At 72.3% G+C, this 22368-nt stretch carries 19 protein-coding genes; 4 read left to right on the top strand and 15 right to left on the bottom strand.

The annotated features are described in order from the left end of the window. Window positions 1–9: 9 nt before the first annotated feature. The 3 genes from ACIOWN_RS29045 to ACIOWN_RS29055 all read right to left on the bottom strand — a co-directional run bounded on the left by ACIOWN_RS29045 (window position 10) and on the right by ACIOWN_RS29055 (window position 3323). Window positions 10–1299 carry a ribonuclease D gene (locus ACIOWN_RS29045; protein ID WP_362352215.1) on the bottom strand — a complete coding sequence of 430 codons (1290 nt, stop codon included), beginning with the start codon at window positions 1297–1299 and terminating at the stop codon, window positions 10–12. A 293-nt stretch (window positions 1300–1592) separates the two neighbouring features. After that, window positions 1593–2255 carry a response regulator transcription factor gene (locus ACIOWN_RS29050; protein WP_100572546.1) on the bottom strand — a complete coding sequence of 221 codons (663 nt, stop codon included), beginning with the start codon at window positions 2253–2255 and terminating at the stop codon, window positions 1593–1595. 339 nt (window positions 2256–2594) lie between these two features. Continuing rightward, window positions 2595–3323 carry a DUF3000 domain-containing protein gene (locus ACIOWN_RS29055; protein WP_362352212.1) on the bottom strand — a complete coding sequence of 243 codons (729 nt, stop codon included), beginning with the start codon at window positions 3321–3323 and terminating at the stop codon, window positions 2595–2597. Window positions 3324–3447: 124 nt separating this feature from the next. Here ACIOWN_RS29055 and hemE point away from each other — a divergent pair, with 124 nt between their 5' ends. Continuing rightward, window positions 3448–4518, top strand: a complete 1071-nt coding sequence (gene hemE / locus ACIOWN_RS29060) for a uroporphyrinogen decarboxylase (RefSeq protein ID WP_401983743.1) — start codon at window positions 3448–3450, stop codon at window positions 4516–4518. A 75-nt stretch (window positions 4519–4593) separates the two neighbouring features. Here the strand turns inward: hemE and ACIOWN_RS29065 are convergent, their stop codons facing one another. Together ACIOWN_RS29065 and ACIOWN_RS29070 are read right to left on the bottom strand one after the other, a co-directional pair. Continuing rightward, window positions 4594–5946, bottom strand: coding sequence for a glutamine synthetase (locus tag ACIOWN_RS29065; protein WP_362352207.1), 1353 nt, complete (start codon window positions 5944–5946; stop codon window positions 4594–4596). Window positions 5947–6095: 149 nt separating this feature from the next. Beyond that, entirely contained in the window at window positions 6096–6890 is a 795-nt protein-coding gene (locus ACIOWN_RS29070) for an FCD domain-containing protein (RefSeq protein ID WP_362352204.1), read from the bottom strand. 81 nt (window positions 6891–6971) lie between these two features. Here ACIOWN_RS29070 and ACIOWN_RS29075 point away from each other — a divergent pair, with 81 nt between their 5' ends. After that, entirely contained in the window at window positions 6972–7853 is an 882-nt protein-coding gene (locus tag ACIOWN_RS29075; protein WP_100572550.1) for a carbon-nitrogen hydrolase family protein, read from the top strand. Window positions 7854–7949: 96 nt separating this feature from the next. Beyond that, window positions 7950–9308: an APC family permease gene (locus ACIOWN_RS29080; RefSeq protein ID WP_401983745.1), complete on the top strand. Its 1359-nt coding sequence runs from the start codon at window positions 7950–7952 to the stop codon at window positions 9306–9308. Between the two features lie 29 nt (window positions 9309–9337). Here the strand turns inward: ACIOWN_RS29080 and ACIOWN_RS29085 are convergent, their stop codons facing one another. From ACIOWN_RS29085 to ACIOWN_RS29130, 10 genes are all read right to left on the bottom strand, one after another. Then, a complete protein-coding gene (locus ACIOWN_RS29085; protein ID WP_401983746.1) occupies window positions 9338–10285 on the bottom strand; it encodes an endo alpha-1,4 polygalactosaminidase in 948 nt (315 codons plus the stop codon). After that, window positions 10282–10944, bottom strand: coding sequence for a spherulation-specific family 4 protein (locus ACIOWN_RS29090; protein WP_362352195.1), 663 nt, complete (start codon window positions 10942–10944; stop codon window positions 10282–10284). Before ACIOWN_RS29090 ends, ACIOWN_RS29085 begins: the two co-directional genes overlap by 4 nt. Further along, entirely contained in the window at window positions 10941–11864 is a 924-nt protein-coding gene (locus ACIOWN_RS29095; protein ID WP_362352192.1) for an NAD-dependent epimerase/dehydratase family protein, read from the bottom strand. The genes ACIOWN_RS29090 and ACIOWN_RS29095 overlap by 4 nt, the downstream gene beginning before the upstream one ends. A gap of 7 nt (window positions 11865–11871) precedes the next feature. Then, entirely contained in the window at window positions 11872–12585 is a 714-nt protein-coding gene (locus tag ACIOWN_RS29100; RefSeq protein WP_362352189.1) for a nucleotidyltransferase family protein, read from the bottom strand. A gap of 35 nt (window positions 12586–12620) precedes the next feature. Continuing rightward, a complete protein-coding gene (locus ACIOWN_RS29105; RefSeq protein WP_362352187.1) occupies window positions 12621–13622 on the bottom strand; it encodes a GDP-mannose 4,6-dehydratase in 1002 nt (333 codons plus the stop codon). A gap of 182 nt (window positions 13623–13804) precedes the next feature. Next, a complete protein-coding gene (locus tag ACIOWN_RS29110; RefSeq protein WP_401983748.1) occupies window positions 13805–15217 on the bottom strand; it encodes a hypothetical protein in 1413 nt (470 codons plus the stop codon). Continuing rightward, window positions 15214–16776 (bottom strand): GT4 family glycosyltransferase PelF, encoded by a 1563-nt coding sequence (pelF, locus tag ACIOWN_RS29115; RefSeq protein ID WP_401983750.1) that lies wholly within the window; start codon window positions 16774–16776, stop codon window positions 15214–15216. The genes ACIOWN_RS29110 and pelF overlap by 4 nt, the downstream gene beginning before the upstream one ends. A gap of 82 nt (window positions 16777–16858) precedes the next feature. Next, complete coding sequence (locus ACIOWN_RS29120) at window positions 16859–18997, bottom strand: hypothetical protein (RefSeq protein ID WP_401983751.1); 2139 nt, start codon at window positions 18995–18997, stop codon at window positions 16859–16861. 430 nt (window positions 18998–19427) lie between these two features. Beyond that, window positions 19428–19937, bottom strand: coding sequence for a hypothetical protein (locus ACIOWN_RS29125; protein ID WP_401983753.1), 510 nt, complete (start codon window positions 19935–19937; stop codon window positions 19428–19430). Between the two features lie 441 nt (window positions 19938–20378). Continuing rightward, on the bottom strand, window positions 20379–20906 hold the full coding sequence (locus ACIOWN_RS29130; RefSeq protein ID WP_376493435.1) for a hypothetical protein: 528 nt from the start codon (window positions 20904–20906) through the stop codon (window positions 20379–20381). Between the two features lie 180 nt (window positions 20907–21086). On the opposite strand from ACIOWN_RS29130, the gene ACIOWN_RS29135 reads away from it, so the two are divergent. Further along, a complete protein-coding gene (locus ACIOWN_RS29135) occupies window positions 21087–22082 on the top strand; it encodes a helix-turn-helix domain-containing protein (RefSeq protein WP_401983754.1) in 996 nt (331 codons plus the stop codon). The last annotated feature ends 286 nt before the right edge of the window (window positions 22083–22368 follow it).

The following is a 22368-nucleotide window of genomic DNA, read 5'->3' on the forward strand; positions in this document are numbered from 1 at the left end:
GGTCGGGCCCTACACGTCCCGGGCCGCCAGCGCCTTCACCAGCGTCGGCGTGACCTGCTCCACCTGCCAGGGCCGCGCACCGTACCCGGCGAGGGCGGCGCCGACCGCGTCGGCGTCGGCGCCCTGCGGCGGCTCCCAGCACAGGCGCCGTACGGTGTCCGGCGAGATGAGGTTCTCCTGGGGCATGTTCAGCCTCTCGGCCAGCTCCGACACACCGGCCTTGGCGGCGGCCAACCGAGCCGCCGCCACCGGGTCCTTGTCGGCCCACGCCCGCGGCGGCGGAGGCCCGGTCACCTGCTGTCCCTGCTGCGGCAGCGCCGACTCGGGCAGGCCCTTGGCCCGGTCCACCGCGCTCTGCCACTGCTCGAGCTGCCGCCGACTGGTCCGGTGACCGAAGCCGTTCAGCGCGGCGAGCGCGTGCGCGTTGGCCGGCACGGCGAGCGCGGCCTCCACGATGGCCGCGTCCGAGAGCACCTTGCCCGGCGAGACGTCCCTGCGCTGGGCGATCCGGTCCCGGGTCTCCCACAGCTCCCGGACGACCGCGAGCTGCCGCCGGCGCCGCACCTTGTGCATTCCGGAGGTGCGCCGCCAGGGATCCTTGCGCGGTTCGGCCGGCGGTGCCGAGGCGATGGCGTCGAACTCCTGGAGGGCCCACTCCAGCTTGCCCTGGCGGTCCAGTTCCTTCTCCAGGGCGTCGCGCAGGTCGACGAGCAGTTCCACGTCGAGTGCCGCGTACCGCAGCCAGGGCTCGGGGAGCGGGCGGTTCGACCAGTCGACGGCGGAGTGGCCCTTCTCCAGGACGTAGCCCAGCACGCCCTCGACCATCGCGCCGAGCCCGACCCGCGGGAACCCGGCGAGCCGGCCGGCCAGTTCGGTGTCGAACAGGCTGGTCGGCTGCATGCCTATGCCGCGCAGGCACGGCAGGTCCTGGGTGGCCGCGTGCAGCACCCACTCGGCCCCGGACAGCGCCTCGCCGAGTCCGGACAGGTCGGGGCAGGCGACGGGGTCGATCAGCGCGGTGCCGGCACCCTCGCGGCGCAGCTGCACCAGGTAGGCGCGCTGGCCGTAGCGATAGCCGGAGGCCCGTTCGGCGTCGACGGCGACGGGGCCGGAGCCGGCCGCGAACGCGGCGGTCACCTCGGCGAGCGTGTCCGCGTCGGCGATCACGGGCGGGATGCCCTCACGGGGTTCGAGCAGGGGAATCGGCGCCCCGGTACCAGAAGATCCGCCGTCTTCCGGAGGGGCGCCTCCGGTGGTTCGCAGTGAGCTGTCTGCTGCGGTCTCTTGGGCGTCGGTCACATGTCAAGAGTATCCGTGGATGGACGGCGCCCGCCGACGGAACGTTCCGTCGGCGGGCACCGGGTGGTCGTAAACCGGTCAGGCAGGTGAGACGTCCGGTGCACGACCGGCAAGGGACACACGCGGGGCGCGACCTGGGGGAGGGGACGGTTTCCGGGGCGGACGGATCGGCTGCGGTGCGTGCCGGCGGGGAGAGGGGAGTGGAGAGGGGAGTGGGGGGAAGGGCGCGAGCGGGGAATCGGGGACGGGGCCGGACAATTCGAGAAAGATGCTGGTCAGGACGGTCGGGGCGGTCAGTGGATGATGCCGGTCCGCAGGGCCACGGCGACCATGCCGGCGCGGTCGCCGGTGCCGAGCTTGCGGGCGATGCGGGCGAGATGGCTCTTGACGGTCAGCGCGGACAGGCCCATCGAGACGCCGATGGCCTTGTTCGACTGGCCCTCCGCGACCAGCCGCAGCACCTCGACCTCGCGGCCGGACAGCTCACGAAAACCACCCGGGTGGCTCGGGGCACCCGGGGGACGGCGGTGCAGCCGGGCCGCCGCGGCGCCGATGGGGGCGGCGCCGGGCCGGGTGGGGAGCCCGACGTTGGTGCGGGTGCCGGTGACGACATAGCCCTTCACACCGCCCGCCAGGGCGTTGCGGACGGCGCCGATGTCGTCGGCGGCGGACAGTGCCAGGCCGTTGGGCCATCCGGCGGCTCGGGTCTCGGACAGCAGGGTGAGCCCGGAGCCGTCGGGCAGGTGGACGTCGGCAACGCAGATGTCCCGCGGATTGCCGATACGGGGACGAGCCTCCGCGACGGACGAAGCCTCGATGACGTCACGGACTCCGAGCGCCCACAGATGGCGGGTGACGGTGGAACGGACGCGCGGGTCCGCCACGACGACCATGGCAGTCGGCTTGTTCGGACGGTAGGCGACCAGGCTTGCGGGCTGCTCGAGGAGAACGGACACCAGGCCTCCTGGGGGTGGGGGGACGGGGCCGGCTTGTGGGGATGAAGCCGGAAGAACCGTGCTTGCAAGGTCACAGTGGTCTTCGGCACCAAACCCGGTGTCCTTTAGAGAATGATCACGATCTGGTGACTGCCCGAGCGTTTAATTCGAACGTATTGGCGATAACCCGAAGGTCGAATCGGTCCGCTTGGGGCCGTTCGAGAGCGATACCTGCCTGAAAGTGGCCGTATCGACAAAGAAACGGCAAGAGGCCGGTGGGCCACCCGGACAGGTGTACGCGCATGGGTGAGGGACCGTCGTCAGCGAGGGTGCGGGACCGCCGTCAGCGGCCGGTCGGGGTCAGCGCGGCTGCGGGCCGCGCCGCTGCGGCAGCGTCACCACCGACGCGTCCCCGGGGCCGGCCGGCGGCAGTCCGGCGACCTGGGCGAGCAGATCGCACCAGGACGCCAGGTGCGCCGCGGTGTCCGGCACCCCGCCCATCCCCTCCCGGGGCGTCCAGGAGGCGCGGATCTCGATCTGTGAGGCGGCGGGGCGCGACGAAAGCCCGCCGAAGTAGTGCGAACTCGCGCGCGTGACGGTCCCGCTCGGCTCGCCGTACATCAGCCCGCGCGCCTGGAGCGCCCCGGTCAGCCACGACCAGCACACCTCCGGCAGCAGCGGGTCGGCGGCCATCTCCGCCTCCAGTTCCGCGCGCACCAGCGTCACCAGCCGGAAGGTGCCCCGCCAGGCGTCGTGCCCGGCGGGATCGTGCAGCAGCACGAGGCGGCCGTCGGCCAGGTCCTGCTCCCCGTCGACGACCGTGGCCTCCAGCGCGTACGTGAACGGGGCGAGCCGCTGCGGCGGCGGAACCTGCTCGATCTCCAGCTGCGGCCGCAGCCGCGCGGCCCTCAGCGCGTCGACCGCCGCCCGGAACGGCGACGGAGCCTGGGGTTTCCTGCTCGTATCGCCGTCCCCCTTTCCCGGATTTCCCGGATTTCCCGTATTTTCCGGGTTTCCTGGATTTCCCGGATCCTTTGGATCGTCCATTCCGCCAGTGCCGTCCGACAGTCGTCCCTGAGCCGCAGCCATGCCGGGAAGATTAAGGGGAACCGGGCCTTCGTGCAGGGCAAGACACCCCGCCGCCGTCGGCGGTGCCGTCCGGGACCGCACACCGGGGCCTTCGCGTCATCGGGGGCATGCGAGACTTGCGGACGTGAGTGCCAACGAGACGCCCGCAAGCCGGCAGCCGCAGACAGCCACCTACGACTCCGCCTTCCTGAAGGCGTGCAGGCGTGAACCCGTGCCGCACACCCCGGTGTGGTTCATGCGGCAGGCCGGGCGCTCCCTGCCGGAGTACCGCAAGGTGCGCGAGGGCATCCCGATGCTCGAGTCCTGCATGCGTCCGGAGCTGGTCGCCGAGATCACGCTCCAGCCGGTCCGCCGGCACAACGTGGACGCGGCGATCTACTTCAGCGACATCGTCGTGCCCCTCAAGGCCATCGGCATCGACCTGGACATCAAGCCCGGCATCGGCCCGGTCGTCGAGCGTCCGGTGCGCACCCGCGAGGACCTCGCCCGGCTGCGCGACCTGACCCCCGAGGACGTCTCCTACGTCACCGAGGCGATCGGCCTGCTCACCCGCGAACTGGGGTCCACCCCGCTCATCGGCTTCGCCGGAGCCCCCTTCACCCTCGCAAGCTACCTCGTGGAGGGCGGCCCCTCCCGGACGTACGAGAACGCCAAGGCGATGATGTACGGCGACCCCGAGCTGTGGGCCGACCTGCTCGACCGCCTCGCCGCCATCACGACCGCCTTCCTGAAGGTGCAGATCGAGGCGGGCGCCAGTGCCGTGCAGCTCTTCGACTCCTGGGCCGGCGCCCTCTCGCCCGTCGACTACCGCCGCTCGGTGCTGCCGGCCTCCGCCAAGGTCTTCGAGGCGGTCGCCGGGTACGGCGTCCCGCGCATCCACTTCGGTGTCGGCACCGGCGAGCTGCTCGGCCTGATGGGTGACGCGGGCGCGGACGTCGTCGGCGTCGACTGGCGGGTCCCGCTCGACGAGGCCGCCCGCCGTGTCGGCCCCGGCAAGGCGCTCCAGGGCAACCTCGACCCGACCTCGGTGTTCGCCCCCCGGCAGGCCATGGAGGCCAAGGCCCAGGAGGTACTGGACTCGGCCGCCGGGCTTGAGGGCCACATCTTCAACCTCGGCCACGGCGTCATGCCGTCGACCGACCCCGACGCGCTCACCCACCTCGTCGAGTACGTCCACACGCAGACCGCCCGCTGAGCCGCCGCCCTTCCCCCGGCGCCGACGCGCCGGGGCGGGCCGGGGCGTGCCCTTCGGTGCTCCGCTCGCCGGCCGTCAGTACCGCAGGCGCGTGGCCGCCACGACGCTCTGCGGCGTCGCCCCCTCGAACCGGGCGGCCTCCGCACGGCGTACGGCGACGACCGCGCCGAACAGCGTCTCTCCCAGCGCCTCGCGCAGCACCACGGACCGCTCGAAGTGCGCCAGCGCCTCGGTGAGCGAGCCGGGCAGCCGCGTCTGCCCTCCCACCTGGGCGGGATCGTCCACCACGGGCGGTGGGAGGGCCGCCGCGGCGTCGATCCCGGCGAGTCCCGCGGCGATGACCGCGCCCACCACCAGATAGGGGTTGGCCGCCGCGTCGAAGCTCTTGACCTCCGCGTTCGCCGCCCAGACGGCGTCCGGGGCTCCGGCGACGAACCGGATCGCGGCCTCCCGGTTCTCCGGGCCCCAGCACTGGAACGCGCCGGCCCAGCGCGAGGGCTCCAGCCGCAGATAGCTGGCGGCGGAGGGCGCGCCGAGGGCGAGCAGCGCGGGCAGCTCCCCGAGGACACCCGCGAGGAACGCCTCGCAGACCGCGGTCATGCCGTGCGGCCCGTCCCCGTCCCGGCACAGGTTCCGGCCGTCCCGCCACAGGCTCAGATGCAGATGGCGTCCGTTGCCGACCGTCCCCGCCTCGACGACCGGGGCGAACGAGGCCGTCAGCCCGTGCCGCGCGGAGACCGCCCTGACCGTCTCCCGCACGAGTACCGCCAGATCGGCCGCCCCCACCGGGTCCGCCGGTGCCACGGACACCTCGAACTGGCCGGGCGCGTACTCCGGGTGAAGCTGCTGCACGTCGATCCCCTGCGCGACGAGGGCGTCCAGCACGTCGCGCAGGTAGTCGGACAGTTCGACGAACCGTGCCATGCCGAACGCGGGCCCCGAGGCCGGGCCGGACGGCGACGGGGAGAAGTCAGCGTCCCGGCCGACCACCCACTCGGTCTCGAAGCCCATGCGCAGGGCGAGTCCGCGCTCGGCGGCCCGCTCGGTCATCCGCCGGGCGAACAGCCGCTGGCAGCCGGGGTACTCGGTGCCCCGCTGGTCGCGGCGGTCGGCCGGCGCCCAGGCCCAGCCGGGCTGCGCGGCCAGTGGGGTCAGCCGGTCCAGGTCGGGCAGCAGCCGCAGATCGCCCTCGGGGGTGCCGGAGGGCGCCCCGAAGGTGACGGAGTCGTCGGCCAGGAACAGGTCGAAGACCGGCGGCATGGCGACACCCCACCGCGCGGCGTCGGCCAGCGCCGTGACCGGCACCGTCTTGACGCGGGTGATGCCGGCGGTGTCCACCATGGTGAGGGCGACCCCGCTCACTCCCTGCGCCGTCAGCCGGTCGGCCTCCTTCGCCGCCCGGCCCCGCTCCTCTCGCGCGGCGGACATGGCCTCCTCCTTCACCGCGTGCGGCCGTGACCGGCTCCGCGTTCGTGCTCTCGAGTGTGGTCGCCCGACGGTCGGCGTGCGCGTGCGGGAACCGGCCGCGGCGGCCGGGGCGGGGGTGCGCCCGGCGCGGCCCTGGACCGCCCGTCCGGTCAGCGCCGGTCGAGGAGGTCCATGAACATGGTCTTGTGGAGGTCCTCGACATGCCGGCGGGCCACCTCGGCCGCCTCCACCGCGTCCCCGCGCAGGATCGCCTTCACCAGGGCGCGGTGCTCGTCGTTGGAGTGGCGCAGGAAGTCCAGCGGGTAGGGCAGGTAGTAGCGGTACAGCTCCCGCAGCACGGCGCCGTAGGGCTCGGCGACGGAGTCCAGTCCGGTCGCGGCGGCCACGGCCATGTGGAACCGCTCGTCGCAGCCGTGGAACTCCGCCCAGCTCGGGGCCCGGTCCATCTCCTCGACCAGCCGGTCCAGCTCCCGCGCGGACTCCGTGCCGAGGCCGCGGAGCGCGGCCAGATGGGCCACCCCGCACTCCAGGACGAGCCGGTGGTCGATGAGCTGGTGCACGTCCGCGGACGCCGCCCGGTACGTCTCGATGGCCCCGACCGTCGAGTGGGCGGGCCGCTCGGCCACCAGTGTTCCTCCGGTGCGCCCGCGCCGGCGCTCGAGCACGCCCTCCTTGCACAGTGCCACCAGGGCGCGGCGGACCGTGATCTCGGAGACACCGAGCGCCTCGGCGATCCGGTCGCTGCCGGGCAGCCGCTCACCGGGCGCCAGCAGGCCGAGATCGACGGCGAGCGCGATCCGGGCCCGCACGGCGTCCAGGGCTGACAGCCGCCGGATGGCGGTGAGCGGTGGCGCGTTCAGGCCGAGGGCAGCCTGCTCCGCGCGCGCCGCACGGGAGTTCACGGGGGAGTCGGGCATGGCGACACCGTACTCAAAAGTGCTCATCTTGAACACTCTTGTTTAAGTGCTCATCGTGCTCTATTTTTTCGCCATCAGGCCACCTGCTGTCCGAAAGTGGTGACTCCCGTGTCACGGCCCCTCCCCATCGCCCTCGCGCAGGCCCCTCCGCGCTCCTCCCGGCTGCCGCTGGCCGGCTTCGCCGACGAGGTCCAGGACCTCGTCGCACGGTTCCCCGGAACCCGTCTGGCGGTGTATCCCGAGCTGCACCTGTGCGGCGTGGAGGGTTCCGCGGAGGAACGGGAGGCGCAGCTCCAGGAGGCCGCGGAGCCGCTGGACGGCCCCCGGACCAGGATGCTCGCCGAACTCGCCGGCGACCTGGGCGTCTGGCTGCTGCCCGGCAGCGTGTGCGAGCGCGGTGCGGGCGGCGAGCTGTTCAACACCGCGCTGGCCTTCTCGCCCGAGGGCCGGCTCGCCGCCTCCTACCGCAAGGTCTTCCCCTGGCGCCCCTACGAGCCGTACGACCCCGGCGACCGCTTCGTCGTGGCCGACCTGGCCGAGGCGGGCCGGATCGGCTTCGCGATCTGCTACGACGCGTGGTTCCCCGAGGTCTCCCGGCACCTGGCCTGGATGGGCGCCGAAGTGATCGTCAACCCGGTCATGACCACGACCGCCGACCGCGCCCAGGAACTGGTCCTGGCCCGGGCCAACGCCATGGTCAACCAGGTCTACGTGATCAGCGTCAACACCGCGGGCCCGGTCGGCACCGGCCGCAGCCTCGTGGTGGACCCGGAGGGCCGGGTACGCGTCGAGTCCCCCGACGCCCTGCCCACCGTCCTCACCGATGTGCTCGACCTCGACGACGTCACCCGGGTCAGAACCCACGGCACGGCGGGTCTCAACCGCGTCTGGGACCAGTTCCGCGACGGTGACGCCCCCATCGAACTGCCGCTGTACCAGGGCCGGATCGACCCCCGCCGCTGGAACCCGGACCGCCGCCCCGGCGACTGACCGCCCCGCGTGTCCGCCCCCTCCCCGTCCCCCGGCGCCCGCCCGCACCTCCCCGGAAGCCCGCCCGGCCCCCACCCGCCCTCCTGGAGCCACGCCATGGAACAACCCACCCCGACGCTGAACCGGACCCTGACCCTCAGATCAGTCGTCGCCTTCGGCCTCGCCTACATGACCCCCCTGATCGTGCTCGGCACGTACGGGGTCATCGCACAGACGACCAACGGCACCGTGCCGACCGCCTATCTGCTGGCCATGGTCGCGATGATCTTCACCGCGCACAGCTACGGCAAGATGGCCGCGGCCCATCCGGTGGCGGGCTCGGCCTACACCTACGTGCGGCGGGCCATCGACTCCAGGGCGGGCTTCCTCGTCGGGTGGGCGACGCTCCTCGACTACTTCTTCCTGCCGATGGTCATCTGGCTGATCGGCGGCGCCTATCTGCACGCCCAGTTCCCCGGCGTGCCCTTCTGGGTCTGGATCGTCGGCTTCATCGCGATCACCACCGCGCTGAACGTGCGCGGCATCCGCACCGCGGAGAAGACCAACGACCTGCTCATGACCTTCCAGGTGCTGGTCATCGGCTTCTTCGCGGTCTTCTCGCTGCTCCACGTCTTCCACCACTCGGGAGCCGGGGGCCTGTTCAGCGCCACGCCGTTCTTCAACGACAACAGCACCCTGGTCGGCATCTCGGCCGGAGCGGCCATCGCCGCGTACTCCTTCCTCGGCTTCGACGCCGTCACCACCCTCACCGAGGAGACCGTCGACCCGCGCCGCACCATCCCCCGCGCGATCATCCTCATCGCCCTGATCGGCGGCGGCATCTTCGTCCTCCTCGCCTACACGACCCAGCTCGTCCACCCCGGGAGCACCTTCGCCGACCCGGACTCGGCCGCCTTCGAGATCGCCAAGACGATCGCCGGGAGCCTGTTCTCCTCGATCTTCCTGGCCGGCCTGGTGGTCGCCCAGTTCGCCTCGGGCATCGCCGCCCAGGCCAGCGCCTCCCGCCTGCTGTTCGCGATGGGCCGGGACGGCGTGCTGCCCCGCCGCTTCTTCGGGTTCGTCCATCCCCGGTTCCGCACCCCCGCCGTCAACATCGTGCTGACGGGCGTGATCGGGCTCATCGCGCTGCGGCTCGACGTGACGACCTCCACCTCGTTCATCAACTTCGGTGCCTTCACCGCCTTCACCTCGGTGAACCTCAGCGTGATCGCCACCTTCGCGCGCGAGCGCCGCGAGGGCCGCGGACTCAACCCGCTCACCCACGTCGTCTTCCCGCTGATCGGCGCGGCGGTCGACATCTGGCTGCTGACCCGGCTCGACGGCAAGGCCATCACCCTGGGCCTGATCTGGCTGGCCGTGGGCGTGCTCTACCTCGCCTACCTCACCCGCCTGTTCCGGACCCCGCCGCCGGAGATCGACTTCTCCGAGGAGACCAGGACCCCCGAACCGGTCTGACCGGGAGGCCGCGGGCCCTCAGGGACCGTTCAGCACGGCTCGCGCCACACCCCCAGCTCCAGCTTCTTCCGCATCGACGACAGGCCCAGCCTGCGCGAGATCGGACAGAAGCCGTCGGCGGACACCGCGTACTCCACATGGAAGACGGCCTTGCCGGCCTTCACGAACGGGGTGAGCCGCTCGCACTCCCGGTACTGCGCGCACTCCTCGTTGACGGCGAAGTCGAAGTCGCCCACGAGCTGCGGAATCTGCGGCAGGTCGTTCTTGAGACCCGCCGACAGGCCGCGCTCGTGGGCGACTTCGGCGATCATGCGGTTGTAGCGGAGCTGGTCGCGCGCGGTGAGCGGGAAGCCGGTCCGGTTGGAGTAGGCCTCCAGCAGGTCGGGTTCCACCGCGTCGAAGCCCTTGTCCCGGCACATGTCGAACCGCCGCTCCATGATCGGGCGCAGCACGGAGAGGCGGCGGATGTCGAGCCAGCGCTCGCCGTCCCACCCGTTGGTCCCGCCGAGCACCGAGCGCGGGAAGGCGTCCTTGTCGGGCCGGAAGTTCTCCCAGGCGCCGACGTTGACATAGCAGATCACCTTGCGCCCGTCCCGGTGCAGACGGGCCACGTCCGCCGCGGAGTTCTCGAAGCCGTCGATGTCGTAGACGGGCACGTCGACCGACGGATCGGCTCTGCCGTTGAGCTGCCACTGCCAGGCGAGTCCGGGGCGCGGCCGCCACAGCGCCTTCCGAGGCGTGCCGGGGGTCGGCCCGGCCGTCGTGGGAGGGCTCGTTCTCCCCGGCCCCGTGGTGGCTGCCGTGGGAGAGCGCGTCGCCTCCGGGGTCGTCGGGTGGCCGGGGCCCTGCGGTGCCGTGCCGGTCGGACCGGGCCGCGGGGCCCCGCCCTCGTCCCGGTCGGTGCCCGAGCACCCCGTCAGCAGGGAGGCGGCCAGCGCGGTCACAGCGGCCGCGCACGTCAGTGTCCTGATCCTCATCGCTCCGTCCCGGTCAGGGCCGGGGTCAACCCGGCCCAGGGATTCGGTTGTTCTCCCGTCACCGGCCCGCACACCGCCGCACCGCGCGCGCACGCGGTCCGCACCGCGAGCGGCACGAGCGCCTCCGGCACCCCGTAGACGAGGTGGCAGAACCGCTCGGCGGGCTGCCGGGCCGCCCACGCCGGGCGGCTGAAGGCCGACACGTACGTCGACCAGTGGCCCTCGAAGGTGACCGTCAGATCGGCGATGCGGGCATAGCCTGGCGCCGGATGGACGCCCGGGTTCAGCACCACCGTCCCGGCGCCGAGCCGGCGCGTCGACCGGACCAGTTTCCGGCAGGCCGGCAGCCCGTCCGGCGCCGCCGTCACGCGGTCCAGGAAGCAGCCGTCGGCCCCGTACCACTCGCGGTGCCTGCGCACGTCGTCGGCGACCTCGGCCGCGTCGCGCATTCCGTAGTCGGTGTCCACGTAGCCGAGCAGCCGGGCACCGGCCGCCCGCAGCGCCTCGGCCACCGCCGTGAACGCCGGATCCGGACCCGGACCCGGCCCGCTGGCCGGATTCAGCACGACCGCGTAGGTGCGGGCCGCCGACCTGATCAGCCGGTGCCAGGCACCCGGATCCTCGGCCGGGTGCACGTACAACGGAACCAGCAGGCTCACGGCACGACCTCGGCTTCCGGGGCGTGGGACGCCGGCCCGGCGGCCGCCCACAGCGCGGCCAGCGACTCGTCGAGGGTGTGCGACGGCCGCCAGCCCAGGGCCCCGGCGGCCGCGCCGATGTCGGAGCACTGCCACGACACCCGCGCCGAGCGCGCGGAGCCGCCCCCGTCCTCCTCGACACGGCCCCGGAACCCGGCCCGCCCGGCCAGCTCGCGCACCAGACGGCGGACCCGGACGGCCTCGCCGCCGCCGATGTTGAGCACCGGCGGCAGCGGACCGCCGGCCGTGACCGCCAGCTCCACCGCGCGGGCCACATCGCGTACGTCCACGAAGTCGCGGTGGGCGGACAGGTCGCCGAGCCGCAGCACCGCGTCCGGGTCCGGACCGGCCGCGCGCAGCAGCGCGGTGATCCGGCCGGGCAGTCCGGTGACCGGTGCCCCCGGGCCCACCGGGTTGCCGACACGCAGCACCACCGCGTCCAGACCGGAGGCGGTCACCGCGACCGTGCCCGCGAGCTTGGTGGCGCCGTACGGGCCGAGCGGGCAGGTGGCGGCCGACTCGGCCGCCTTTGTCCCCGGCAGGCCCGGACCGTACTCGGCGGCCGAGCCGAGGTGCACCAGGCGGGCGGCCGGGGCCGCCTCGCGCAGCGCCGCGCACAGGGCGGCCGGGCCGCGGGCGTTGACCTCCGCGAGCGCGACGGCGTCGCCGCCGGTCACGCCCGCGCAGTTGACCACGGCGTCCGGCGCCTCGGGCGCGAGGAGCCCGGCCAGGCGCTCAGGTGGGTCACCGGCCAGGTCGACCGCGACGTCGGCGTCCGCGGAGCGGCCCGCCGTACGCACCCGCGCGCCCGGCAGCGCGCGCAGTCGTGCGGTGACGTGCTGTCCCAGATAGCCGGTGGAGCCCAGGACGAGAATGCGCATGCGCGGTTCAGGCTCCCTTGAGCAGCAGTGACTTGCGGGTGGTGAACTCGGCGTTGGCCTGGTCGTAGTCGTCGGGGCGGCCGATGTCCAGCCAGTATCCGTCGAACTCGTAGGCGTACGGCGGACGCCGGTCCGCGAGCAGGTCAAGGACCAGTTCGTCGAAGCCCAGCGGCAGTCCGGGCGTGTAGCCGTCGAGCGTCGAACGGGACAGCCCGTAGACCCCCATCGAGACCCGGTAGTCCAGGCTGGGCTTCTCCGTGAAGGCGACGACCCTGCTCGCGTCGGTGGTCAGCACCCCGAAGTCGATGTGCACCTTGCGGGTGTACGTGGCGATGGTCAGCGGCGCGCCCGAGTCCCGGTGCCTGCGCAGCATGTCCGCGTAGTCGAGGTCGGTCAGGACATCGCCGTTCATCACCAGGAAGGTCTCCGGCAGCCGGTCGCGCATCGTCAGCAGGGGACCCATGGTCCCGAGCGGGCTCTCCTCGGTGGAGTAGTCGACCTTCATCCCCCACTGCGAGCCGTCGCCGACGTAGGCGCGGATGATCTCGCCCAGGTGGCCGATGGCGATGGTGCACGTGGTGAAACCAGCCGCGGAGAGCTGGCGCAGCACGATCTCGAGGATGGCGTGCTGGTCGCCGATGGGCACGAGCGGCTTGGGCAGCGCCGTGGTGTAGGGCCGCAGCCGGACACCCTTGCCTCCTGCCAGGATGACTGCGTGCATGGGGCCTCTCTCCTTCGTGGACGGGCCGTACGGGGTCAGATGTTGTAGATGCCGGTCTTGTAGCGGGCCAGGTTGGCCGGGTCGCGGAAGAACTCCACGGTGTGAGCGAGCCCCTGCTCCAGGGTGTGCGCGGGCCGCCAGCCGGTCGCGTCGGCGAGCCGCGTCGCGTCCGCGACCAGGCGCATCACCTCGGAGGCGGCGGGCCGCAGGCGTTCGGAGTCCTCGCGAACGTCGAGGGCGGTGTCCATGACCTTGCCGATCAGCGCGACCAGATCGCCGACCGAGATCTCCCCGCCGGTACCGGCGTTGAAGGTGCGCCCCACGACCCGTTCGGCCGCGCCGGTGCCCACCGCGAGGAACGCCCGCGCGGTGTCCTTGACGTAGGTGAAGTCGCGGGTGGGACGCAGGTCGCCGAGGGTGATGGTGCGCTGTCCGGCCGCCACCTGGCCGATGACGGTGGGGATCACCGCGCGCATCGACTGGCGCGGTCCGAAGGTGTTGAACGGCCGCAGCGTCACCACGGGGGTGCCGAAGCTCGCGTAGTAGCTGTCGGCGAGCCGGTCCGCTCCCGCCTTCGAAGCGGCGTACGGCGACTGGGTGTTGATGGGGTGGTCCTCGGTGATCGGCACGGTCCGCGCGGTGCCGTACGTCTCGCTGGTGGAGGTGTGCACCAGCCGGGGCGTGCCCAGGGCGCGCACCGCCTCCAGCACGTTGAGCGTGCCGGTGACGTTGGTGTCCACGTAGCTGTGCGGTGCCTGGTAGGAGTACGGGATCGCGATGAGGGCCGCCAAGTGGTAGGCGCAGTCGGCCCCTTCGAGCAGGCCGCGGACCGAGCCGGGGTCGCGCACGTCGCCGAGCACGATCTCCACGTGGTCCAGGACGTCGGCGGGCAGGGTCTCCAGCCACCCGTAGGAGGAGAAGGAGTTGTACTGGGCCATCGCCCTGACCCGGTGGCCGGAGGCGACGAGCGCCTCGGTGAGGTGCGAGCCGATGAAGCCCTCGGCTCCGGTGACGGCGGCGAGCGGTGCGGATGTCAACTCTTGTGTCCCTTCAGGGCGTTCGGCGGGTTGCTGCGGAGAGCTGAGGCGCTGCGGGAGTCGTGGTGGGACGTGGTCGCGGTGGGATGTGGTCGTGGTGGGGCGGGAGTCGCGGTGGGGCGGAGGAGGGCCGGTGGCACGGGGAGCCGCGGTGGCCGGCGGGTTCCGCGGCCCCGGCGCGGTCACAGGTGCGGGGCCGGCCGGCCGAGCAGCCACAGCACGTACCCCGACAGGCACAGCGCGGCCGCTCCGCAGCACAACGCGAGCGCCGCAGGCCCGGGTGGCAGCCGCAGCAGGGTGACCGCGCCCGCGCAACTCGCGGCGAGCAGGCAGACGACCGCGGGCGGCCAGGCCACGCCGAACGCCTGGAGCAGCAACGCCGTCCACAACGTGGCGGCCAGGAGCAGCAGTTCGGCCGGACCGGCCCCGGTGAGCAGGGCCGCGGGCAGCAGCGGGAGGAGGTAGGCGGACAGGCAGAGGCCGAGTACGCCGGCCGAGCGCAGCAGGAACCCGGCGGGTGTCGCCGTACGGCGCAGTGCGGCCAGCGACCAGCCGCGGTAGCGGTACAGCAGCAACTCGGCCGGCCCCATGCTCACGGTCAGCACGATCACCGCGTACGGGTGCCGGCGGCCCTCCAGCAGCACCAGCACCGCCGCCGCGACGCCGAACAGGGCGTAGGGGAGGGACGCCGTGAGTGGCGGCCGTGGGCTGTCGGCGGCGGCCGGGGCCACGAGGACGACCCGCAGGGCCCGGGCCGTGGCGGCGAGCGTGGCCAGCAGCGCGAGCAGCGGCAGACCGGCGCGCGCCGACGGGCCCGGCTCCCACCAAGGCAGCAGCACGGCACCGGCGACGAGCGGAGTGAGCGCGGCCAGCAGCCACCGCTCACGGGCGAGGACCAGCAGGACGCCCGCCGCGGCCAGGTACGCGGACTGCGCGGCCACCACCCAGACCACCGGACCCCCGCCGGAGAGCGGCACCGCCACGGCCGTGGCCAGCACCGCCCCCAGCGGGGCTCCCGCCAGCAGGGTGCGGCCGGCCTCCCGGCGGCCAGCGGCCATCCGCAGGTACGCGCGGTGCCCCACCGCCTGCCCCCAGGCCCAGGAGACGATCAACGCCACGACGAGCGCGGAAGCGTGCTCCTGGGCGTGCCACAGCGGTGCGACCAGCAGATACGCCAGTCCCGGCAGGGCGAACAGGGCACCACGCAGCAGACAGCGCACATGGTCCGGACGCCATGGATCCGGGACCGCGGCGGGCTCGGGGAAACTCCGGGGCACCCGCTCGTAGAGCGCCGAGGCCAGCGAGAACAGGTTCGGATGCCCGTACTGGTTCCTGATGACGTCGCCTGACAGCCCCTCGGCCTCCAGCAGCGCGGCCACCTCGTAGGGGTGCACCGCGGGCCCGATGCGGTCGGCCAGCTCTGCGGCGAGCCGGCTGACCTCGTGCTCGTCCGGTCCGTGCCGGGGCAGCCGCAGGGCGAGCGTGCTGTCGTTCGCCCAGCGCGGACGCGGGCGCCGCGCCCGCGTCCCGGCGAGCCGGAGCGCGAGCGTGTCCTGCTCGGACCCACCGGGTTCGAGGGCCATGGGCCCGCTCATATCGCGACGCCTTCCGTGACCGGAGCGGCCGTGGCGCTCGTGGCGCTCGTGGTGCCCGTGGCCCCCGTGGTGCCCGTGTCCGTCGTGGGCCGCGGGACCGGTCGCGCGCCCGCCCGGTCCCGTGCCGCCAGGTCCAGGTAGATGGAGCGAAACGTTTCGATGGTCCGGCGCAGGGTGAACTGTTCGATCACCCGGAGCCGGGCCGCCTCTCCCATCGCCCCGCGGCGCCCGGGGTCGCGCAGCAGCCGCAGCGCGGCGGCGGCCATGGTGGCCGGGTCGCGCGGCGGGACCACGACACCGGTGTCGCCGACGGCCTCCCGTACCCCGCCGACGTCGGTGGACACGGTCGCCCGACCGCACGACATGGCCTCGATCAGCGTGAACGGGAAGCCCTCGCTGATGCTGGAGAGCATCACCACGTTGCCGGCGGCGTAGGCGTCCTTGATGTCCTCCACCCGCCCCTCGAACCGGACGGCGTCCGCCTGTCCGAGTGCGGCGGCCAGGGCCTCGCAGCGGTCCCGGTACCCCTCTCCGCCGCGCGGTGTGCCGCCGAACAACCGCAGCCGGGCATCGGGCAGTTCGGCCCGGACCAGGGCGAAGGCGCGGATGAGGGTCTCCAGGTCCTTGATCGGGTCCACCCGGCCCGCCCAGCTGAGGGTGGGCACCGCGGGCTCCGGTCCGGCCGGCGGGAACGCGGCCGGGTCCACGCCGTTGTAGACGGTGCGGATCGACTCCGGGGCGGCACCGCCCTCCTCCTCCCACAGCCGGTTGTAGCGGTTGCCCGGGGTGATCAGCGCGGCCCTGCGGTAGCTCTCCTGGGTCAGCAGCCGGAAGAAGCCCAGGACGACCGCCTTCACCGGCCAGCGGTACGGCGCGGTGCGGTAGCCGAGGTAGCGCTCGCGCAGGTACACCCCGTGCTCGGTCAACAGCAGTGGCACGCCGTGCTGTTCGAGCGCGGCCAGCCCCGGCAGTACGGCGACTCCGCCGCTCACCGCGTGCGCCACCCCGCTGGTGGGCGGCGGCGCGGCCAGCGGACGCAGCGCGTGCTCGAGCAGGCCGGTGGCGGTGAGCGCGTCGTGCAGGGTCGGCCGGGCCTCGCGCACCACCAGTCCCGGCCGGTTCCACACCGAGGTCAGCACGGAGATGGCCTGGTCGCCGCGGAGGAAGGCGCTCAGGGTGCCGTCGGCGGCGGCCCGTGCCATCGTGTGGAGCGCGGGCGCGAACCCGTCCTCGGCGCACGGGTCGAGCAGCGCGGTCAGGAACCGCTCGTAGGCACTGGTGAGCCGGTTGCGCGCGCGCCCTCGCGGTGGCCGGCCCTCCGGCGGGGTGCCCCACATGGGGATGGACGTCATGCGGGACACGTGCGCGGGCAGATCCCACACGAGCGGCTCGCGGCCGGTGCCGGTGACGGCGAGGACGTCGAACTCCAGGTCGGGCATGCCGCGGACGAGTTGGTCGCACCAGACACTGACGCCGCCGTGACTGTGCGGATACGTTCCTTCGGTGAGCAGGGTGACGCGCGTCGGATCAGTGGGGCGCGCGCCGCGGTGAACGTGCATAGGAGTGCTCCACGGCCGAGGTGTGGGTGGTCGTGCCGGTCCCGGCCGCCGGGTGGCGGCCGGGACCTGTGGGCTGCGCGCTTCAGCCCGCCGCGTTCTGCGCCGGTGGCTCGCTCACACCCGCGGGTACGCGGGTACGGGGTGCGGGAACGGTGACCGGGCCGTGCTTCGCCGCCTTCGCGGCGGTGTGCGGCGCGGCGGCGGACGACGGCAGCCCGAGCGTGAGCGGCCGCCCCGTGGAGGCCGTCCAGCCGGACAGCGCGCCCGCGTACGCCGAGCCGAAGGCGCGGCCGGCCAGGGTGGTGCCGGCCGGCATGGTGGCGGTGACCGTCACGCCGTTCGGTGCCGACACCGTGACCGTGCCGCCGACGCGGTACGCCGTCACCTGCCCGTTGCGCACGGCCGTCTGCCAGGCCGCGCGGCGCTGCAGCTCCGCGCCGATGTCCTTCATCCGCAGGTTCACCACGGGGGTGTCGTTCGCGAACAGCGCGTGGTAGCCGTCCAGTACGCCGTCCAGGACCGGGTAGGCGAGGCGGTCCTCGGCGAGGTTGGACTGATGGATGAAGTGCGGCTTGGGGTCGCCCGCGAGCACGTGCCCGAGGGCGATGCGCGTCTCCAGCGGCACGATGTGGTCGGCGTAGCCGGTGGCGGGGTCCAGCGGGGCCGGCAGACAGGTGGTGGTCGCCGGGTTGTCCTCGCAGATGCCGCTGCCGCCCTGGGCGCGGCTGGTGTAGATCCAGTTGTACTCGTCGACCTGCTCGGCCGCCCGCCCGGCGTTGTAGAAGATGTTCATCGGGTAGCGGGAGACGGTGGTCGCGGCGCCCACCTTGCGCAGCACCGGGTCACGGGAGTTGTCCGAGGCGAGCCAGGAGACGCCGTTGTCGGCGAGCGCCGGCCCCAGGTTGGGATTGTCGTCCGGCTGCTGCGGCAGCACCTTCAGACCGGAGTGCTCACCGGTGACCAACTCGTCGTTCTGCAGGGGCAGTCCGACGCTCTGCCCCCACACCCGGTTGGTGGCGATCTCATCGGAGATGGCCTGGCGGCTGACCCATTTGACACTGCCGTTCGCGTTGGTCGCGCACCGCCAGGGCACCACGGTGACGTTCTGCTCGCAACCGAGGAAGGCGTGGGTGTAGGTGTGGTTGACCCAGCGGAACTTGCCGCGCTCGGCGATCAGCCGGTCGGCCAGCGCGTCGGCCCCGTTGTGCTCCGCGCGCTGCTCGACACTGCCGACGCCGTTGTAGACGAGGTCGAGGGTGAAGCCGTGGTCGCGCTGCCAGGTGGTGGCGTGGTCGACGTCGGCGGCGGTCATGCGGATCGGGTCGGGCGTGCCCGCGCCGTTCGGGCAGTCGACGTCGCCGGGCGTGCAGTTGAGCTGGGTGTCCCAGCGGTCGTCGGCGGCGAACACGTCGTCGACGTGCACGGCGAAGTAGTTGCGGGAGGCGCCCAGATGCACCCCGCCGGTCATCCACTCGACGATGCCGCGGGCCAGCAGCCGGAACTGTTGCTGGTACTGGTTGTAGACGAAGGTGACGACCAACTCCCGCCGCCCGTCGTGCCGGTACTCGCCGACCAGCGAGCCGCGCGTCGACTCCCCGGGGATCGGCGCCTCGACGTACGGCGTGAAGTCCGCGCCGGCGGCCGGCTGCGAGAGATAGGCGTAACTCTCCGACACGGTGGGGGAGATGTCCTCGAAGGGCACGGCGCCCTTCAGATAGCCGAAGGGGCCTGCCTTGCCGGCGGCCGTCACCTCCGCCCGGACGCCGTCGAGGCTTCCGGAGTAGCCGACACCGGCGACCGGATACTGCAACCCCGCCTCGGGGCGGGCGTAGGTGTAGGCGTCGACCTGCGGAACGTCGTACGTCCGCTCGTAGTCCGTGAGCGCCGCCATCTCGGGCGAGTTCGCCGGGAACGGGTTGTCGTTGGGCAGCACGACGGCCTGGTACTTGGCCCGCGGCCGGCCGTCCACCGTGTCCGCGAGGAAGCCGGCGTCGATCACGGGTCTGCCGGACTGGTTCAGATCTATCTTCGTGTAGGGCGTCCCCGCGGTGTCCAGTTCGGCGGCGATCGCGTCGACGGCCGGGCCGCCGTCGCTCACGATCAGCGTCCGCAGATCGACACGGGGCGTGCTGCCGTCGGCGTGCGCGGCCCCCGCGGGTAATCCGAGCGCGGCGATGAGCGCGCCTAAGGTGAGCGTGGTGGTGCGCATGGTCCGCTTCATGCGGAAGTCCTCCCCCCGGGCAGGGGTGAGCACAGCTCCCATGGAGCGGACGCACCCCCACGGCCGACGCCGGCCATCCCCTCGAAGGCCGGTCGTCGACGCATCCGTCACGTCATAGGGTGACTTCTTTGTGTGACTTTTGTGGTCGAATTGCGAGGCGTGACGGAAAAACGCAGGTGTCCACCTGAACGCGCCCCGGTCGCGGACCGGTCCGCCGGGGCGCGCGATGACGCGCCGAGGCCGCGGTGCCCCGCATGGTCCGGCGGCTGACGTCCCAGGTCGGGGCCCGACGCGAAGCACCGGCGGACCCGTCGGGTCCGCCGGTGGCCGTACCGTCGATGACGCCCGCGCGACTTGGCCGCTCATACGGTCGAATCCGGACACCGCGGGGGCGTCGTCAAGTCCTTTTGTTCGTTCCGTCGTCCTGCCGTCAGGAACAGACCACACGGGTCTCCGGCGTGTAGACGGGACCGCCGGTGGCGTTCGTGCTGTCGCTGAACTCGGCGTAGTAGTACGAGTAGAAGCCGATGTTGCCGTTGCAGCCCGAGTCGGGAGCGATCTGCAGGGTCAGGGTGACGGTCCGGCTCTGACCGGGCGGAATGGTCGGGCCGTAGTTGGCGCCGAGGTTCGCGGGACCGGTACCGGAACAGGGGGTGCTGCCGGCCGCCGTCGCCAGGGTGCACCCGGTGAAGCTGTACTTGAGGTCGGGGCGCTGGGGGGTCAGCCAGGTCGGGTCGATCGTCTGGTAGACGAACCAGACGTCGTACGTCCTGTGGTTCGTCATGGTCATGGACAACTGAACGGTGCCGCCGGGCGTGGTGGTGGCGGTGTCGGTGGAGAACGTCAGCGAGGCCGGCTCGGACTCCGCGCTCGCACTGGGAGCCAGCCCGAAGACGGCGAGGACGAGCCCGAGGACGGCGGCGAGACCGAGACGTGTCATCAGAGTTGATCGCATGGCCCGGGAGGCTAGGCAGACGACACACACCCCGTCTGCCCCCGGCGAACCGCCGGACACCCTGGCTGGCTGAAGGTAAGGGCCCCGTGAAGGAGACGTGTAGGCGGTGTGCCGTCACCGACCCGAGAGGTGAACACGCAGTGTACCGGCTGTGTGACGGAATGGCGCGACGAGCTTGCGCGAGCCCGGAATGCCGGAATCCGCCCAGCCGCACTTTGGCGCGTACGGCACCTTCCTCAGCCTGGACGCTCCACCCCTGGCCGCGGCACCCGGCCGAGCCCACTGCCGACAGAGCCACCGGCGTCGAGGCGGGGTGGCAAAGCCTTGCCTGTACAGTGCCGCCTTGGCTACGACCTTGTCCGGATGGTGCGGTTCCCGGCCCTGTCCGCCGCGGCGGACAGGGCCGGGTGCCCGGGGGCGGTCCTGTTACCCGTGCCAGACCTTCACGTAGCCCACGTTGTCGTTGTAGATGGTCGCCCCGAAGGAGACCGGCAGTGAGTAGGAATCCGCGTACGTGCCGGCGATGTTGGTCAGGCGGACCTTGTTGCACTGCCCCGAGCCCTTGATGGAGGACATGTGCTTCTTCCACCAGTCGTCGGGCGTAAAGCCGTAGCCCGCGGTGTCGCAGGTGCCGTAGGAGCCGTAGATGTTCGCGCTGGTGCCGCTGTAACCGGCGTCTGCGTACCACGTCATCAGGAGCGTGGAGCTGGAGGCCTGCAGGCGGTTGTAGGCGTCCGCGTCCGACTGTGTGGAGCACGCCTGACGGACCACCGACACACTGGTGTCGGCGGTGGTCTTCTTGCCCATCAGGTACGCGCAGAAGGGCCCGCCCTTCGCGGGGCCGGGCGCCGGCGCGGCGGAGGCTGCCGGCGCCGTGAGGCCTGCCGCTGCGACCGTCAGGAGCGCACCCGCCATCGCGGCAGCAGCCCTGCCCGCCTTCGTCCGCTCAGTCATGTGAAACATCCTCTCGTCGTGGAACCGCTTCATGCCGGCACTGTCGGTGCCGCCACAAGGAAACGGTCCGGCGGGGATCGCATCCCCCCGCTGCGTTGAACTTGAGCATCCTTGACGCCAGCATGGCCAGCCAGGGTTTTTGGTTCTGCGTGAAAAGCCCAGGCCACAAGGGGGAAGAGAATGCTCCGGATCCACTTCACTGATGCCGATCTGAGCCGGACACGTATTGCGGCCGCACCCGATCCGTTATGGGAGATCTGCGCGAGCCTCCACCGTTTCCAGTCCCGCCAAGGACGTTGGGCCTACGCGGACTGGTATCACACCGTCCGCACCCGGCTGCATGCCACGGGGTTCAGCCACATCCTGCGCACCCTCTTGCTTCCACTGGTCCCGCGCGCCACCTACTTCCCCGATTTCCTCACCCCTCCCGAGGGCGTTGAAGGACTCGACGCCGGTCTCGAAGCCATCCTGAGCACGCCGCGATGCCGGGTCCTGCGCGAGGTGAGCATCCTCGACCGCACCAGCGGTGCCCCCACCTGGGCGCCCCGCCTGGCCGAGCCGGAGACACGCCAGGAACTGGTTCGAGCAATGCGCACCTACTACAACATCGTCATCGCCCCCTACGGCGACCACATCCAAGCCCGCATCGAAGCCGAGCGGTCCGCACATGCCCGCGCCGTACTCAGCCAGGGAACCGAAGGGATCCTCCAGAGCCTGGGGCCCAGCCTTCAATGGCGGCGCCCAGTCCTGCACACGGTCTATCCCGAGGATCGTGACCTGCGTCTCAATGGTCGCGGACTTCTCCTGGTCCCGTCCTACTTCTGCTGGGGAAACCCTGTGACCTTCGGCGACACGACGCTGGATCCCATCCTGCTCTACGGGCTCAAGCACGAGCCTCACCACTCCGCGCTTCCAGAAGGCTTCGGCTCCGGCGCGCCCCTGGCAGCCCTGCTTGGGCGCACCAGGGCCTCCGTCCTGCGTGCCGTCGCCGCAGGAGGCACCACCGGCGAACTCGCCCGTGCAGCAGGAGTCTCAGCGTCATCCGCCAGCCAGCACGCCACAGCCCTGCGGGACGCCGGCCTCATCGTCAGCCACCGACACGCCACATCCGTGCTGCACACCCTTACCCCGCTCGGAGCCGCACTCCTGCGTGCCAATACCCCGACGTCTCAATGACCGTGAGGACCCTGTTCGGGGCGTTGTTCGAATAGCACGGCGGTGAACTCGCCCGGCTCCGGCCCGCGCCATACGGCCCGCTCCCGGCGTACGGCGCGGTGTGCGGACCTTGCCTGCGTTGTGCGTCTTCACGGCCGCGCGGGCCTGGTGCAGGGGGATATGGGCGCCAGCTCGACGCCGGACAGCTCCGCCGCCTGCATCCGCACGCCTCCCGGCGCTGCCGTGCCACCGGTGCCAGCCCGCCCTAGCCGGCGATCCGTGAACTGGCGACCGAGTATCCACAGAT

Origin of the sequence: Streptomyces sp. NPDC087787, from assembly GCF_044743035.1 — a bacterium.
GTDB lineage: Bacteria > Actinomycetota > Actinomycetes > Streptomycetales > Streptomycetaceae > Streptomyces.

Coding starts and splice junctions, on each gene's coding strand:
- ACIOWN_RS29095 (WP_362352192.1), bottom strand. CDS start 11,864: ATGCGCATTCTCGTCCTGGGCTCCACCGGCTATCTGGGACAGCACGTC.
- ACIOWN_RS29120 (WP_401983751.1), bottom strand. CDS start 18,997: ATGAAGCGGACCATGCGCACCACCACGCTCACCTTAGGCGCGCTCATC.
- ACIOWN_RS29110 (WP_401983748.1), bottom strand. CDS start 15,217: ATGAGCGGGCCCATGGCCCTCGAACCCGGTGGGTCCGAGCAGGACACG.
- ACIOWN_RS29135 (WP_401983754.1), top strand. CDS start 21,087: ATGCTCCGGATCCACTTCACTGATGCCGATCTGAGCCGGACACGTATT.
- pelF (WP_401983750.1), bottom strand. CDS start 16,776: ATGCACGTTCACCGCGGCGCGCGCCCCACTGATCCGACGCGCGTCACC.
- ACIOWN_RS29125 (WP_401983753.1), bottom strand. CDS start 19,937: ATGACACGTCTCGGTCTCGCCGCCGTCCTCGGGCTCGTCCTCGCCGTC.
- ACIOWN_RS29100 (WP_362352189.1), bottom strand. CDS start 12,585: ATGCACGCAGTCATCCTGGCAGGAGGCAAGGGTGTCCGGCTGCGGCCC.
- ACIOWN_RS29070 (WP_362352204.1), bottom strand. CDS start 6,890: ATGAGCACTTTTGAGTACGGTGTCGCCATGCCCGACTCCCCCGTGAAC.
- ACIOWN_RS29065 (WP_362352207.1), bottom strand. CDS start 5,946: ATGTCCGCCGCGCGAGAGGAGCGGGGCCGGGCGGCGAAGGAGGCCGAC.
- ACIOWN_RS29130 (WP_376493435.1), bottom strand. CDS start 20,906: ATGACTGAGCGGACGAAGGCGGGCAGGGCTGCTGCCGCGATGGCGGGT.
- ACIOWN_RS29055 (WP_362352212.1), bottom strand. CDS start 3,323: ATGGCTGCGGCTCAGGGACGACTGTCGGACGGCACTGGCGGAATGGAC.
- ACIOWN_RS29085 (WP_401983746.1), bottom strand. CDS start 10,285: ATGAGGATCAGGACACTGACGTGCGCGGCCGCTGTGACCGCGCTGGCC.
- ACIOWN_RS29080 (WP_401983745.1), top strand. CDS start 7,950: ATGGAACAACCCACCCCGACGCTGAACCGGACCCTGACCCTCAGATCA.